The following is a 14,475-nucleotide window of genomic DNA, read 5'->3' on the forward strand; positions in this document are numbered from 1 at the left end:
GGCTCGACGGCAGCAGCGGGCCGCCGGAGCACCCGCGCCGCCAGATCGTCGAGGGCACTGAGTTCCTGGTCGGTCAAAACAGGTGGCCTCGTACATCTTGATGTGACGTACTGCACCAATCGGCCGGGCGTGCGCCAAAATCCAATGTCGGGCCCATACGAGTTCGATGTACCCCGACCACGCGGCCGGCGTCTCCGCCAGACCTGGATCACAATTGGCCGCCGGTGATTAGCTGACGCCCCGATGTTGCTCTATCGAAGCGCCGCTTCCATCAGCTGCAGCTGTCGGCGGGCTTCCTGCCGCGCCGCGTCGATCACCAGCGAGAGCTGCTCCAAGCCGAGATCCCGGAGCCCCAATCGGGCGACGATCCCCGTGGGCCGGCCAACCTTCGAATAGGGCCGCTTCATTCGCTTCGTATAGGCTCGCTTTCCCGATTTCCTGACGCCGTGAATGGCCGTCATGTGACGGGCCAGATGCGCCGCCATGCTGAACTTTCGTTTACACCGGTTGCACTTGAAGATTCCGCTTCTGGTTCTGGCCATCAATTCGACTCCCTATGTCGCGGCTACCAACGACTCGCCCCCGAAACAATCGCGGAGAAGTGTAACATGAGAACGGGACGACTGATAGGGCTGCGATGCGTCCCTACTCACATTCCGCGACGCTTGTCAATTGCGCAAACGACAGTTTATCCGCCCAGCGCCGCCTCGACGAAAAGTCGGATGTCGGCGCCATCGATGACGCCGTCATCGTTCATGTCGCCGCGCCGCGGGCAGGGGCAGGCGTCGCCTTCGCCGTCGGCATCGCAATCCTCCTGACCGGGGTTGGACACGTTTGGGCAGTTATCGCACAGGTCGCCGAGGGCGTCAGAATCCGTGTCATCCTGGCTGGGGTTGAAAACGTTGGGGCACTTGTCGCATGCGTCGCCCACATCATCGTTGTCGCCGTCGGCTTGGTCGGGGTTGGGCGTCAGCAAGCAGTTGTCGCAGCAATCGACGATGCCATCCGAATCGGTATCGATAGCGCAACTTTCCTGGCAGACATCGCCCACTCCATCGAAATCGCAATCAGATTGATTCGGATTTGCGACTGCCGGACAGTTGTCGCAATCGTCCGGTACACCGTCCGTATCAGTATCAAGCTCGCAGGCATCGGGGGTCCCATCTGAATCGCAATCCAGCTCACAGGCATCGCCGATGCCGTTCATATCACAATCAGCTTGACTTGGATTGGCGATCGAAGGGCAATTATCGCATTCGTCGGGAACGCCGTCCGCGTCAAAGTCCGGACTCGTACCGCTCTGAATATCCAACGGATCGCCAATGCCGTTTCCGTTGCAGTCGATGATCTCCACGATTCCGTTCAACCCAAACACTGATCCATTGAGATCATTCCACGTGTCGCTCGGCGGCGACGATTGTGCGGAATGTTCATTTCCGGCATCGTTGTCAGGTTGGGCGGCAAGCCAGTTCGTGTACGTAACTGAATCTCCGTTGCTCCAAATCCATCCCCCGGTCGGCTCCGCGCTTCCGGGTGGTTGATATAGACCGATCCAAGGTCCGATTCCTCCGACTAACGGGCCGAACGCGCTATTAACCCACACATCTTCCGCCTGATCGTTTAGGGCAACCAAGTGCCCGCCGAATGCGACCGCTTGCGCTTCGGCGCAGGACCAGATCGTCGGTTCAGTGAGACGATAGCGATGTCCTCCGTAGTCGAGCCAATCCGACAGCCACGGATTCGATATCAACGGGACGGTTGAGGTTACGCGAGCGGGATCATCAGTTCCGGGGGTAAGGCTAGCCCCGCGCGTACCATGGTTAGCAAAGGGCGAAGAGTCAAATGCGTCGCCCCAGTTCGATGGCTCGTCGAACCGCCAGTATCCAACCAGTCCTTGGGTATTGGGCTTGATATGCCTGTTGTAGTCCTGCGCGATTTCGGCGCCTGATCTCGCCACGTTCCAGATTCGGACCTCGTCGATCAGTCCATCAAAGGGTTCAGCGTCGACAGACGGTGGCCCGTTGCCGATATACACGTCTGCCCCGGAGTAGCTCAAAGGTCCGAAACCCGGCACCTCCCCTTTAAGTATACCGTCAACGTACAGTCGTGCGTAATTACCACTCGCGGAATACACGCCGGCAACATGATGCCAGTCCCCGTAATATGTGCTGGTTGGATCCGTATCACTGACAACAACGGTCCCGTCAAACCCGTCGTCGCATGTGTCACCGTTGTGAAGGCGAAGTTGTATCCGCTGCCCTTCTCCGCTTTGTTGAAACGAGAGAATGTACCCACATGAAAACGGCCCCGCGCTTCGCACGATTCTGCTATGCCGATCCGTGATGGGGTCGGGCCGGATCCACGCTTCGATTGTGAGGTTTTCGGTCGGTTCCAGCACGGTTGTACGAGGAATTCGTACCGTGTCGTCCACACCATCAAACTTAAGCGCACTCCCGGCGACGCTTGAACAGTTTACGCGCTCCCAAGTGTCATTAAACGCGCCTCCGCCTCCTCCTCCGAACAGCACCAGCCGACGGCGTTGCCGGTCGTATGCCATGCCAGGGTTGTCCCGCCAGTCCGGGCCACTCGTCGAACGAAGCACCCAACTGAATCCATCCCATTCCCACGTACTTCCGGCTTGACCTGGATTTACGGGACCGGCAAACAAGATAACTCGTTGGCGATCCGCATCGTACGCCATCTTTGAATAGGGGATCGTGGTGGGAGCCGAAACAAACGTCTGTGTCCACACGGCTCCATTCCATTCCCATGTGTCATAGCTCCCGCCATCACCACCGAACAGGATAGTTACGCCTCTCGACTCATCAAAGGCCATCGCGTGCCGATCTCGCGGGGTCGGTCCTGTGGTGGCCCGCTGGGTCCACGTCGTCCCATTCCACTCCCAGGTATCACCCAAATAGCCGCCCGGGCTATAACCGCCAAATAGCACTGTGCGCCCGCGGGCACTGTCATAGGCCAGGGCATGCCCGTGGCGGGCAGCGGGGCCGAAATTTGAGCGGGAAATCCAAGTGCTGCCGTCCCATTCCCAAGTATCGCGCTTCCAACCGGTGCTGGTGCCTTGGCCACCAAAGAGCACGACTCTCGCGCGCTGACTGTCATACGCCATGGCATTGAGAAACCTAGCTTCGGGGCCCGTCGAAGATGCGAGAGTCCACGTAGCACCATCCCAAAGCCAGGTGTCTCGATTGATCGTGGGTCCGTAACCGCCGAAAAGGACGGTCTTTCCGCGGGCGGCATCGAAGGCGATTCCCATGGCATCGCGCGGCGGCGGACCGACGCTGGCACACTGTGTCCAAACGAAACAATCTTGGCCGAAACTCGCGGCCGCCAGTGCGAGATTGGTGATTATCGAGAGTATCGCTGCCTCGCCGACAAACGGGTCTTTGATCCGCCGCATGGAACCGCCTCCTGTCTGGTCGTGCGACCGGGATGATGAATTGGCGAACGGGGCCGAGATCGAAACTACGAACCAGGGACGTGTGCCCCGATTAGCGTCATCCTCTGAGGCAGGCGTCGCCCGACCGGGCGCAACGCCTTGCCGCGAAGTGGGCGCAGGATCGAGGGCCGATGCAAGCCCCGATCGCGTGGTCGACACGCTGGCAATTGGCGTGCCAGTACCCCTTTGTTTGCACAAACCCCGGCCTATCCAAGATCAATTTCGCCAGGAGGTGACACCCATCCTCTGTCGGACCAAGGGTTTGTGGTCTGATGCCTCAGGAGCTGGAGTAGCTCGGTCGATTCTCCCTTGAACAGGTTTTTGAGCCGAAGTGGTCCCCCGCTCTCGGGCCGGAGAGATTGAAAGGGGACACTTTATTTGGGAGGCCGGACTCCAGTGTTACGTGGGGGGAAGCCGCTTTCCACGCCCAACAGCTCGGCCAGAATCGCGAACTTAACGTCAATTTGGAAACCGGTTTCCAATTCGGCGGCATAGGTCCAGGTGGTCTCGAGACCGGGAGAAGTAGGAGCTTCCTTCGTTCCGCTCGATCGTTTGATTCGGCTTGCCGCGTCACACATGAGCCATCTAGGACCGAAGGAAGACTGCTGCGAAAAGAAAATATCTAGCTGAAACCTGTTCCCCCGATGGATCCCATCGCACGGTTAACATGATCTCTGTTGCTCATTGTGATCCCTCGGCCCCGCCTCTTGCGCCGCCGAAATTTCCGCCGTAGAAGCCGTTGCCGGTGGATGTCCGGCCATGCGGTAGAGGCCGCCAGAAGTTTCCGGAGATCCGTGCCGGCCGTCCGAAAATGCCTGATCATGATCGCCCGATCGGCCGGCCGAAGCTGCCCGGCAACCGATCGGATGGTCGCCCAGATCCTGCGAATGTTTGAGTCCGTCGATCGAGCCGGGCGGCGTGCGGACTGCCACGCCCCGAGCAGGTCGCGGGCCCGTTGAATGTCCATGGGATGGTCCCCCAGGTTGATTGAGCACTGGACCCGCCGGCCATCCTTCCGACATTGCCGAAACCGCAGAACGTGGAGGATTTGCCCGGATGAGCTCCGCTTAGAAACGACGCTGCCTTGCCTCTCCAGTTCCGTTCTCGCGGCCTGCATGGCCGTTTCGATCTGGTCCCACCGGTCGTGGTGTTCCGGTGCCGTGGTTAAATACGGGTTCATCGCTTTTCTTACCAATATTCGTGACGTGGACGAACTTCCCATATGCCGAAGCCAAATCGGTCAGCTGGCTACTCAAGGAACTGACAATCGACACGGCTTCCATGGCGTCCGGCGGCAGGCCCAGACGGCCGGCATCGGAGACGCCGATCTTCGCCCGATCGAATGTCCCAAGATCGCGAAGGAACTGAGCCTGAACCCGGACCATCGCGAGGGTCAACATCTCAGACGCTGAGGAAAACGCGGCAATCAGGGCATGACGGGGGCCCTTTCGAGCGAGCTGCCGAACCCGTCTGGTCAATTCATCCGCCAGTTCCGCATCGGTTGCAAGGCTATCGATCGAGGGCTCATGGGCCTGCGACACGCAGCCTTGGATCGCCGCAATGATCTCGTCCGGCGTCGGGTCACCGGGCGCATTTACGACCGCACCGGCTCTTCGCCCATTGGCTCGGCCCTGGCCGTCATTTCGGTGGTGGGAGGCGGTCACCGCCGATCCTCACGTCCATTTCGCAGGCATCTTTTCCTGGACTTTGACACCCTTTGAGTCTAGGAGAATGACCTTCCCCATCCAAAAATTGCGACCGCTGACGCCGACCCTTGATAGCTTTCCTTTCGTAATGTTGACATTCGAAACTCGCCGGCCAGTGTTTCCCTTGGGGGTCCGGACCGACGATCGACGACCCACTTCCCGCCGACAGATCTTGGACGCCCGTCGCCACCCTGCGCGCGGCCGGCGGGATTTTTGAACCAGTGATCGATTTTTCGGACAATCGAACAAATGAAAGATCCCCATCCCGTCCTCCGGCTTCTGAACGCCCCACGTCCGCCGGTGGGGATCGACTTCGATCCAGCCTGGCGATGGAACCGGGCCCGGACGCTCGCGAAAATCGCGACGCATGTCCCCCGCCGGTTTCGGCGAACAACCCCGCTGATCTACTACGCCTTTCATTACTGCCGACAGCACATGGACCGGGGCGGACCGCCTGAGGATCGCGAGCAGCTCGCCGGCACCTATCCACGCATCGACGGGGCCTTCCAGCTCTTCCACAACCCGACCGCCCTGCAGTCGCGCCAGGTATTGGAGGCGTTGTTGCTGTCCGACGAGGATCTAAGCCGGGTCGCCGAGCGGGTCCAAATTCACCCGCGGGTGGTAGACGCCTACGCGCACCTGTTCTTTGACGTACGCGACCTTCTTACAAACAGGTTTTTTGTCTCCAGCAACGTGCTCGGCCCGTTGCTCGACGGCGGCGGAGTAAAGGATCGCGGTTCGTTGTTCAAGCTTCTGGTTCTTGCGGGTGGCGCGGACATGCTGCAGCGGTATCTGGATATGGCGACGGACTTCACGCCTGACCAGTGGACGTGCTTGATCAAAATCATTCGCAGGCGGATCGCGACAAACGCCATCACCGCCGCGGCCGCCGTCAAGCCTAGCCAGCAAAACGCGATCCCGCTTCAAAACCTCCATCGCCAAGTCGAGGAAGGAATGCGTGCCGGCGAAATCGAAATATCCAGACTGAAGCCCGCCGCGTCGGCGGCGCAGACCGAGGTGGAGGAATTGACCGGCGGAATAATCCGCATCCTGTATGAGCGATTTGGCAAAAACCCGGTCCGGCCGATGCCGACGGCGGAGCAAATGGCCGATGAAGGGAATTACATCGAGCTGGGCCTGGCGGAGACCATTCGGAAAAGTATCGAAAAAAGTGAGGCCGTGGCCGTGGCTTCGGAGCCGCCGCCCGCTGACGACACGACACCGGACGCCTGAACGCTAGCCCGAAGACTTTCATCGACGACTCTCCAGCGGAATCGCAGCGCGAGCCGGCCCGGGCTCACCCTCTATGCTGTTCACTGCGCTCTTTCTTCTTGCGGGCCCGAATTATCGATCGGACGAGACTCGTGAGCGTCCGCCGCTCCGGCAAGACGCGGTTCAGCGCTAGGCGCCTTTCGTCGGGGGAGGCGAGTTTGAACCACTCGATCAGCCCCGGCAACGTGAAAAGGGACTGTTCAACAAAACGATTTGCTCTGCACATCCTGGCCATAGCACGTGGGGGAAACGCTTGGAAGGTCATCACGGCAAGATTCGTTACCGCAGCCGCCTCGTGGCTGGCCTCCGCGATCTGCTCCAGGGTGGGTCGGCCATAATATTCGGCTACGGCTGGATCGTTCACCAGCTCCCCGGTCTTCGGATCTTGGATGATGCCCAAGAGTCGGGCGTCGTTGCGTCCGGCCCTCCAAAGTCGAGCCATCACACGCGCGTCTTGCCGCGCCCGGCGTCGGCGGTCACGCCTGACGACGGACTCAAAATTGCGCTGCTGCTCCGGGATCGGAAGAGGCTTCCGATCCGCCGGAGGGATGTTCGAATCGTACGGCGATGTTTGAACGATCATGGGAATAGCTCCTTGTCACAATCATGGTTTGGACTGATAAGATTTCCTGGTCGGATTTCCAACAATCGACAGGTTAATAAAAAGAGGCTCCGACCCCAAAAATCGAAGCGCTGTCGCCGAAAGGGAAACCCTAACATAGCAACATTAGCCCGGGCGGACCGTACGAGTAGGTGCCGAAAACGGCGCAGAACCAGGCGCACAGCGTGCCGCCGACATGTTCAAGCGCGCGACAAGGCCAGTCGTCGACCGCCGAGGCCGAGATCGGTTTCGGAGACCCTATCTCCATCGGAGTCGTTGGTGGGAGAGTAATAGTGGTGCCGTTTGGGCTCGGTCTAAATTTTCCGCCCCACTTGCGTTATTTACTGATGAAAGGATCCCGGTCCCTTTATTCGCCGAATTACGGCTGCCTAGGCCCCATCCTTTGGATCACCTCGGACCGTGTCAGATCCAACTCCCCTCCCCACCATCTAGCAAAACTCTCGTTTGGTCGATCGCACGGCGAATACCACGTCGGTTCGGGCCGGCAGGCGCGATGCCAATACCGCCCGCTACGGGTTTCCTAAGCGCCCAACACTCAACGACACAATCGCTTTTTCAACATCGTTTAGGTAGAATGATTCTGACGGTAGCGGCTGATCACGGCTGTTCGCCGCCGCGTAGTACTCGGTTGCGTTGTCTGAGGTACCTCGCCGGCGGCCACACCGTAGACAAGGCACTATGGCAGACGCTCCATTATTTCAGAAGCCCGACCAGGCGATTGTCCAGCTCGTCCCACACCATTTGGAAAACAAACCCTCAGAACGGACTGTACTGGCTGGCGATCTCGAGTTCGCCTCAGAGACCGATCACGTTTCTGCGGATGCGATGAATAGCCAAGCGACCCCGGACTTCGATCAGTCGTCGGCGGACGCTGGCGACGAGGCACCGACACCGTCACCGGGTCTTTTTAGGCTTTCTTGGCCCGATGCGCTAGGGCGTAAGGTCGCTGTGTTCGGCACTGTACTAGGGGACGACACGGGAGACTGGGCGGAGATCCGAGTTTTTGTCGACGGGGAGTATCAATTTACGGATGAGATAGACTTGGGCCAATATGATCCCTGCTTTCCCCCGGTCGTTTCGCTTGATGAGTTACGGCGTTTCTGGGCCGCAAAGGAATTCGAGAATATTCGAGCCTTGTACGCGCCAACAGAGAGAGTCCAGACGGACGACGATACTGCGCCCGAGGTCACTGGAGCTGTGGGGTTTGAAGCAACGGAAGCACAAGGGAGCCCTACGGGTGATTCGGGGCATCCGGCCGGACGGCGACGAGACGAGCCCTCGAAAAAAGCGTTCAAAGCCTACCTCTCGCATAAACTCGGCGACCTGACCCAAACAGAAATCGCGGCGAGGATGGGGACGAGCCAGGGCCAGGTCTCTCGTTGGGTTAGACAAGTAAAGCAATGGCTAGAACTCGGCAACCAGATCCCGGATGAGACCCGACAGATCATCGAACCAAACCGCGTCTTACCCATGGATCCTGCTTTAATCGACAGTGGGCCGCGCCAAGTGTCCGGGACCAAAGCACGCCTCCAAGGTCAAAAGCAACGTGACGATCACGATTAGCGACGGGTCCTCGTCTCTCAACATGCGCTAATGTAAGGGGCATTTTTCTCAATGTTTTCCGGTGGTATGCGCCACTATGCGCGACTCCTGCGCGCATTCCCCGTGCTAAATAAGGGGAGGACCCTAAGCAATGCCCCGAAACGCGAACAGCCTGATCGACACAGCTGAACTGGCGAAGCACCTGGGAATCCAGCCTTCCACGGTCAGAGCCTGGGTACGTGCAGGGCGCATCCCGGCCGTTCGAATCACCCCGAAGGTGATCCGGTTCGACATCGGAGACGTCATAAAAAGCCTGAAAATGCGGAAGGTGTAATACAGTATGTGCGATCAAAAAGAAGGCCCGCGCCCCGGCGAAGGTAACGCGGCCCCGAATAACGAACAATCACAGTATAGCGAGTCTGGTTCTCCATATCAAGACATGCAACATGCTTGCATTGCCCTCGCCAGGCGTGGCTGGCACGTGCTTCCAGTCGGATGCGACAAGAAACCCCTGTTGAAAAATTGGCCGAGAGAGGCAACGACGGACCCGGAACGAATCCGCGCATGGTGGGGGAGCTGCTACCGCAATGCACAGATTGGCGTCACCACAGGCGCGCGGAGCGGCATCGTCGTAATCGACATCGACCCACGCCATGACGGCGACAAGGGCATTGCGCAGCTCGAATCACAGTTCGGAACACTGCCTCAAACTATCACCGCGACAACGCCCGGTGGCGGACGCCATTATTATTTTTGTTACCCTACCGGGATTGAGATCCGCAACGCCACAAAACTCGGCGGCGCGCCTGGCGTCGATGTTCGTGGCGAGGGCGGATACGTCGTGGCCCCTCCAAGCATCGGCGCGAACGGCCGCGCCTACGAATGGACGAGCGCAATTGACGTTGCCGCTGAGCTGCCCGCGGCTTGGATTGAATTGCTCTCGAAGAAGAACAAGCCGGCCGTCGACGGTCGTGACGGCGCGGCCAAGTGCGGCGAACGGCGCGAACTATCAAAAAAGACGCTCGATTTCATCGTCAACGGTGCGTCGAAGGGGACGCGAAACACCCGACTGTTCTCGGCAGCTTGTGACATGCGCGGGTGCGGTTATTCCGTGGCCGAGGCGCGCGAGAAACTTCTAACGATCGCCCTGCGGTGCGGACTAAACGACGACGAGGCCGGGGCGACAATCGGTTCCGCGTTTTCCAACGAAAGGGAACCGGCGTGCCCGACATTCCCTGGCTTTCAGGTCGGCGCATACGACCCCGATACCGGGAAACTCATCCTCTCTCCATCCGATCCGTTGCCGTCAGCGCGCGCGTTCCTGCGTGAACGGTTTACCGTTGACAAAATGTTGATTCTTCGCTTTTACGCCGGCGTCTTTTTCGTCTGGCGAGAAAATCGCTACACCCTACTGGCAGATGACGAACTCCGTTCGATTCTCTACACCTTTACCGAAAACACTCTCAGGCCGAAAACAACACGGGAAGGGCGCGTCAAATTAGTTCCGTTTCACCCGACCAAGAACAAGGTCAATAACATTATTGACGCCATCAAGGCGGAGTCGTTCTTGTCAGCGGGCATCAATCCCCCGGCTTGGTTGATCGACCGGCCTTCGTTCCCATCGGCGGACCTGTTGTTGCCGTTTCGGTCGGGAATTCTGGATATTCCGACGCGCCGGATTCTCGCACCATCGCCGATGTTGTTCTCTACGTCGGCGCTGACATACGATTATACCGAGAATGCCCCGAGGCCATACGCGTGGATCAAGTTCCTCAGCGAGTTATGGCCGGATGACCCGCAGTCCATCGCCACGTTACAGGAGTGGTTCGGGTACTGTCTAACGGGCGACACGTCACAGCAGAAGATGTTGCTACTGCTCGGGCCGAAGCGATCCGGCAAGGGGACAATCGGCCGCGTTTTAGGTGCGCTCGTAGGCCCCGCAAACGTGGTCGGGCCCACGACGTCGAGTCTTGCAATGAACTTTGGCCTGCAACCTCTTATCGGCAAGGCGTTGGCCATCGTGTCGGACGCGCGATTCGGCGGAAAACTGGATTTATCCACGATTATCGAAAGGCTCCTTTGCATCAGCGGCGAAGATAACCTGACGATTCCGCGAAAGTACCTCGGCGATGCGACCCTGAAGTTGTCTACAAAATTCATGTTCCTTGCGAACGAATTGCCGCGAGTGGCTGACACGTCCGGGGCGTTGGCCGGGCGGTTTATTGTCCTAATACTCCGCCATTCTTTTTTCGGGAGGGAGGACACCGAACTAACAAAAAAACTAATGGGCGAACTGGCCGGAATTCTATTGTGGGCGCTGGAGGGATGGGAGCGCCTTCACGCCCGCGGCCATTTCGTCAATCCGGAATCCAGTAGTGACGCCATACAGGAGCTGGCCGACCTTGCCAGTCCCGTGGCGGCGTTTGTCCGAGATCGATGCGTTCTGGGACCCCAGTACGAAGCGTACATTGAGGGACTGCACGACGAATGGAAAGAGTGGTGCGAGGAAAACGGACGGGATCATCCGGGCACTCGGCAGACTTTCGGCCGGGACTTGATCGCTGCACTTCCTGGCCTTCGTCGATCCCGGCCGAGGGATGGCGAACTACGACGGCGGGCGTACGTCGGAATCGGCCTTCGCAAGTATTATGGTCCAGGTGGTCCGCAGTGGTCCACGACCCAGCCCATTGAGCCCCGGATTCCGGGGGGATTCTAGTCGCGTCACCATGAATACAACGGTCCGCAGTTTATTCATCGGGAAAACAGTGGCGGTGTACGCGGACCACCGCGGACCAGCCCCCCACTGTGACGCTAACGATTTTGAAAAAAGCAAGGCTGCGGGCCATCGATGTGAGAGCCGTGCATGCGACCGAGGGGGCGGCGTTCACCAGTACCTGAGAAGGAATGTTGTTGATCAACAACAAACGGCGATGGGCCGTGGTTAGCAAATTACCGGAACATGTTGTGGAAAAGCGCAACGAGGTGACAACGACGGTTCCTTCCGAATGGCCGGCCCCCCCAGCCGCCTGGCCCGAACTATTGACCGACGTTGAACTCGCCCAGTACCTCCGCATGGACATGGCCGGGCACGATCCAGCGAGCGCCAAGCGGGCCCTGCGGTTCATTCGCCGCACCCAGAACTTACCGGACGTCGGCCGAATCGCTGGTCGAGTTTTGTTTCGTCGGGCAGCCGTGGACGAATGGCTTGCCGGCCGTGAGCGCCGGCAAGTCGCTCCTGCTGCCGCGGTGAAAGACGAACATGCAAAGGCACTGCAAGATGATGACAGAAACGTGAGACCTTGAGCAGTCCGTTGAGCCGCACGGATATATCCGAGCGGCCGAAGTTAGTTCAACGTCTCCGGACATTCTCAAAACCAAAGCTTCTCAGCTGACCCCGCATCGATTTGCGTGGGCGCGACCGGGTTCGCCCGGTCCCCGCCCATCGTGCGCGCATGCGGCGCTTCTGGAGCCTAACTAAATGGGACAACATCTCATGACACACAAAGTCTCGATAATGCGGCGGTGGATGGAACCACCGCCTAAAGGCCAAGAGGGCCAACCGATCCCCAAGCACCTTTGGCCCCGGCGCCGCAAACACGTTTGGATTGTACGATGGTTTGCGCAGGGGCCGGGCGGGAAGATTATGCGTCCTGCGCGGACCTTTTCCGACCGCAACGAGGCCGAGGTTTTTCGAGCACAGAAGATGGCCGAGTTCGAGCGCGCCCCTCAGCAAAGGAAGGTTCAACGACGGGTGACGCTGGGTGACTTCATTGTCGAATTCGTACAGCTACGGACAGGGCCTCGAGGGCAGCGTCTAAAGGCGACATCCCTTGAGGCCTCCCGATACTGCCTTGAGCGATTCGCGTCGTACGCGGGCAAAGGAACACAGCTAGTGACCATATCGCCCGCAATAGCCGTGCGGTTCATATCAGCCATCCGCGAGGGCGATTCGAAAAAACGGCCGAGCCCGGCCACGGTCAACCGTCTTAAACGAACACTCAGGGCCGCCTTCAGCGTGGCGGTGTCGCCGCTTGGATACATCCGCGAAAATCCCTTTCTGGGAATTCGGTCGGATCGCGTCGCGCAACCGGCAATCCGATACGTTTCACCAACCGAATTTACTGCCCTCGTCGAAGCGGCGCGGACACGAAAAGACCAGGCCGACCTCTGGTGGGAATCCTTTTTGACGGTCTGTTACACCGCCGGCCTCCGCTATGGTGAGGCCCTCAATTTGACTTGGTCGGATGTCGATTTCGAAGGCGACGAGATCACCGTGTCTACAAAAACCGAAAGCGAACACACCCTGGATTGGACTCCAAAGGATTACGAAAACAGGACGATTCCGGTACCATCTGAGACGATCGCGCTATTGGCCAGGCTCCAACAGAATTGCCGCAAGGGGCATGCCTACGTGTTCCTGCCCCTCGATCGTTTCGAACTGATAAAGGCGGCAATGAAAAAAGAACTGTGGCCTGAGGGCCGAAACATGATCAACAACTTCAACCGAGGATTCCGGTCCGTCGTTGAGCACGCGGCCAGACAAGCACCAAGCCTGATCGACAAATCGGGGAAGCCCACGGTCTCAATCCACGACCTGCGACGATCGGCCATTACCAACTGGTCGAGGTTTGCTAATATCCAGACCGTCATGAAGATGGCTGGTCACAGCAGCGTAGGGACGACTCAGCGCTACTACGCCGCTGCCACGCAAGACCAGCTCGACCTGATTCGGGAGGCGAGTCGGGCAGCCGTCTTGGTTGGCCAACCGAGGCAAAGTGACCCAAAAGTGACCCAAAACGGGGTTTCGGGGGTTGAAAAACCCCGCCGCTATGCTAAAAAGTCTTTGTCCGACAAAGAGTTGCGCCCGTAGCTCAGCTGGATAGAGCACCGGATTTCTAATCCGGCGGTCGCAGGTTCGAATCCTGCCGGGCGCGGTGCATCTCTGAGAGGGCCCGTCGATCACCGATTCCACTGCAGCGCCTCGGACAGCGGTTTTTTCACCAGATCCGGGACGGTCGCATCCGCCGCCGGATACCCGACGGGAATCAGCAGATACGGCTTCTCATTCTCCGGTCGGCGGCAGATCGTTCGCAGGAAGTTCATCGGACTCGGTGTATGTGTCAGCGTCGCCAGCCCCAGTTGATGACACGCCATCAGGAAAAACCCCGCCGCGATGCCCGCGCTCTCGGAGGGGTAGTAGTTCTTCAGCCGCCGTCCGCCCTCCTCCACCCAATCGATCCGAAATAGCACCACCAGCCACGGCGCAATTTCCAGAAACGGCTTCTCCCACGTCGTGCCGATCGGCTCCAGCGCCTCCAACCACTCCTGCGGCATCCGATGGTCGTAGCTCTCCCGCTCCTCGGCCTCGGCGGCCAGGCGAATCTCCCGCTTCATTACCGGATCATCGACAACCACAAACCGCCACGGCTTGCGGTTCGCCCCGCTCGGAGCCGAATGCCCCACCGCCACGGCCTGTTCGATCAACTCGCGCGGCACCACCCGATCCGAAAAAAACCGGCAGCTCCGCCGCGCCTCCATCTCCGCCAAAAGCGACCGCGCCCGCTCCGCCTGCCAGGCGGCTGATCGCTCGGTCAATTGATATGGAATCATCCGCGCCGGCATGGGGCGCCTCCTGCCACAAGTGCAACGCCCCCGACACTCGCGCATCTCACTTCGGTTTGATCTGGCTCAGGACCTCGAAATCCTCGGGAAACCGGCCCACCTTGTGCTTGCTGAAGATCATCTTCCCGTCCACCTCGACGTCGAAGATGCCCCCGGCCCCGCCGACCAACTCGGGCTTCACGCCGGTCTCGCCCTGTATCGCTTCCGCCAAACTGGCGGCCTTGGGCAGGTAGTTTCACTGCTGGCAGTAGGTG

At 59.2% G+C, this 14,475-nt stretch carries 11 protein-coding genes and 1 tRNA gene; 6 read left to right on the top strand and 6 right to left on the bottom strand.

The genetic code is table 11. The features are described from left to right. Nucleotides 1-251: 251 nt before the first annotated feature. From VJZ71_20460 to VJZ71_20470, 3 genes are all read right to left on the bottom strand, one after another. The gene (locus VJZ71_20460) at nt 252-542 is read right to left on the bottom strand and encodes a hypothetical protein (GenBank protein HKQ50457.1); all 291 of its coding nucleotides are present in this window, start codon (nt 540-542) and stop codon (nt 252-254) included. Between the two features lie 146 nt (nt 543-688). Further along, a complete protein-coding gene (locus VJZ71_20465; protein ID HKQ50458.1) occupies nt 689-3,418 on the bottom strand; it encodes a LamG-like jellyroll fold domain-containing protein in 2,730 nt (909 codons plus the stop codon). A 1,106-nt stretch (nt 3,419-4,524) separates the two neighbouring features. Beyond that, a complete protein-coding gene (locus VJZ71_20470) occupies nt 4,525-4,998 on the bottom strand; it encodes a hypothetical protein (GenBank protein ID HKQ50459.1) in 474 nt (157 codons plus the stop codon). Between the two features lie 414 nt (nt 4,999-5,412). Between VJZ71_20470 and VJZ71_20475 the strand changes: the two genes are divergently transcribed. Next, complete coding sequence (locus tag VJZ71_20475; GenBank protein ID HKQ50460.1) at nt 5,413-6,396, top strand: hypothetical protein; 984 nt, start codon at nt 5,413-5,415, stop codon at nt 6,394-6,396. 64 nt (nt 6,397-6,460) lie between these two features. Here VJZ71_20475 and VJZ71_20480 read toward each other — a convergent pair whose 3' ends face one another. Further along, complete coding sequence (locus VJZ71_20480) at nt 6,461-7,018, bottom strand: hypothetical protein (GenBank protein ID HKQ50461.1); 558 nt, start codon at nt 7,016-7,018, stop codon at nt 6,461-6,463. A gap of 717 nt (nt 7,019-7,735) precedes the next feature. On the opposite strand from VJZ71_20480, the gene VJZ71_20485 reads away from it, so the two are divergent. The 5 genes from VJZ71_20485 to VJZ71_20505 all read left to right on the top strand — a co-directional run bounded on the left by VJZ71_20485 (nt 7,736) and on the right by VJZ71_20505 (nt 13,533). Further along, on the top strand, nt 7,736-8,620 hold the full coding sequence (locus VJZ71_20485; protein ID HKQ50462.1) for a hypothetical protein: 885 nt from the start codon (nt 7,736-7,738) through the stop codon (nt 8,618-8,620). A 418-nt stretch (nt 8,621-9,038) separates the two neighbouring features. Next, nucleotides 9,039-11,315 (top strand): phage/plasmid primase, P4 family, encoded by a 2,277-nt coding sequence (locus VJZ71_20490; protein ID HKQ50463.1) that lies wholly within the window; start codon nt 9,039-9,041, stop codon nt 11,313-11,315. A gap of 188 nt (nt 11,316-11,503) precedes the next feature. Further along, a complete protein-coding gene (locus VJZ71_20495) occupies nt 11,504-11,902 on the top strand; it encodes a hypothetical protein (protein HKQ50464.1) in 399 nt (132 codons plus the stop codon). Nucleotides 11,903-12,242: 340 nt separating this feature from the next. Beyond that, nucleotides 12,243-13,469, top strand: a complete 1,227-nt coding sequence (locus VJZ71_20500; protein HKQ50465.1) for a site-specific integrase — start codon at nt 12,243-12,245, stop codon at nt 13,467-13,469. After that, nucleotides 13,460-13,533: transfer RNA gene (locus tag VJZ71_20505), tRNA-Arg, on the top strand. Before VJZ71_20500 ends, VJZ71_20505 begins: the two co-directional genes overlap by 10 nt. Nucleotides 13,534-13,558: 25 nt before the next feature. Here VJZ71_20505 and VJZ71_20510 read toward each other — a convergent pair. Further along, on the bottom strand, nt 13,559-14,221 hold the full coding sequence (locus VJZ71_20510) for a nitroreductase family protein (GenBank protein ID HKQ50466.1): 663 nt from the start codon (nt 14,219-14,221) through the stop codon (nt 13,559-13,561). A gap of 46 nt (nt 14,222-14,267) precedes the next feature. Further along, nucleotides 14,268-14,450 carry an Rdx family protein gene (locus tag VJZ71_20515; GenBank protein HKQ50467.1) on the bottom strand — a complete coding sequence of 61 codons (183 nt, stop codon included), beginning with the start codon at nt 14,448-14,450 and terminating at the stop codon, nt 14,268-14,270. Between the last annotated feature and the right edge of the window lie 25 nt (nt 14,451-14,475).

The organism is Phycisphaerae bacterium (genome assembly GCA_035275405.1).
In the GTDB taxonomy this organism is placed as follows: Bacteria; Planctomycetota; Phycisphaerae; order UBA1845; family UTPLA1; genus DATEMU01.

What these genes read in the sequence shown, in the direction of transcription:
- VJZ71_20460 (HKQ50457.1), bottom strand. Translation starts at nt 542, where the DNA reads ATGGCCAGAACCAGAAGCGGAATCTTCAAGTGCAACCGGTGTAAACGA.
- VJZ71_20465 (HKQ50458.1), bottom strand. Translation starts at nt 3,418, where the DNA reads ATGCGGCGGATCAAAGACCCGTTTGTCGGCGAGGCAGCGATACTCTCG.
- VJZ71_20475 (HKQ50460.1), top strand. Translation starts at nt 5,413, where the DNA reads ATGAAAGATCCCCATCCCGTCCTCCGGCTTCTGAACGCCCCACGTCCG.
- VJZ71_20480 (HKQ50461.1), bottom strand. Translation starts at nt 7,018, where the DNA reads ATGATCGTTCAAACATCGCCGTACGATTCGAACATCCCTCCGGCGGAT.
- VJZ71_20485 (HKQ50462.1), top strand. Translation starts at nt 7,736, where the DNA reads ATGGCAGACGCTCCATTATTTCAGAAGCCCGACCAGGCGATTGTCCAG.
- VJZ71_20490 (HKQ50463.1), top strand. Translation starts at nt 9,039, where the DNA reads ATGCAACATGCTTGCATTGCCCTCGCCAGGCGTGGCTGGCACGTGCTT.
- VJZ71_20495 (HKQ50464.1), top strand. Translation starts at nt 11,504, where the DNA reads ATGTTGTTGATCAACAACAAACGGCGATGGGCCGTGGTTAGCAAATTA.
- VJZ71_20500 (HKQ50465.1), top strand. Translation starts at nt 12,243, where the DNA reads ATGCGTCCTGCGCGGACCTTTTCCGACCGCAACGAGGCCGAGGTTTTT.
- VJZ71_20510 (HKQ50466.1), bottom strand. Translation starts at nt 14,221, where the DNA reads ATGCCGGCGCGGATGATTCCATATCAATTGACCGAGCGATCAGCCGCC.